Below are 480 nucleotides of genomic sequence, written 5' to 3'. Positions count from 1 at the left end.
CAATCAAATTCCTTTCCCAACCTCCTCTATTTCTATAATGATTTGAAACTTGGATCAAATGGAGTACTGACTATTAAGGAGCAACTAGCGAGGAAATAGCTGTCTTTCGAGAGTATGGAAATGGATGTACAGGTTGCGAAGCCGTTGCGTACAGATCTTAGGGTGTGAAGCCGATCAATTTGATTTTAGCCGATCCGATTGCTTGGACAAGTAGCCTTTAAGCAAATCTAATGTGATCTCTTCAATTTCAAGATCACCGATACCACCGATCAACATCTTGAATTGCAGCGCATTCGCATTCAAAGTATGCGTAATGAACCCCTGAATACGCTTGTCAGCATCATACAAAACCCAAAATTCATTCAATTTCATAAAAATCTCCTATAGTTGCTTGCTTATCGTCAACAAGAAATGAAGAGCCAACATTATGCTTCATCCTTCTTCAAGAACTGCTTGTATTCCTCCCCCCAAACCATAACT

1 protein-coding gene is annotated in these 480 nt (G+C 39.8%); it reads right to left on the bottom strand.

What is annotated here, in order from left to right; translation table 11 throughout:
* Nucleotides 1–174: 174 nt before the first annotated feature.
* A complete protein-coding gene (locus tag KIH86_RS10730) occupies nt 175–372 on the bottom strand; it encodes a hypothetical protein (RefSeq protein ID WP_223084103.1) in 198 nt (65 codons plus the stop codon).
* Nucleotides 373–480: the final 108 nt, after the last annotated feature.

The organism is Paenibacillus sinensis, assembly GCF_019904155.1.
Taxonomy (GTDB): Bacteria; Bacillota; Bacilli; order Paenibacillales; family Paenibacillaceae; genus Paenibacillus_AQ; species Paenibacillus_AQ sinensis.
The sequence above is the reverse complement of the archived record's forward strand: the minus strand, read 5'-3'. Positions and strand labels throughout refer to the sequence as shown.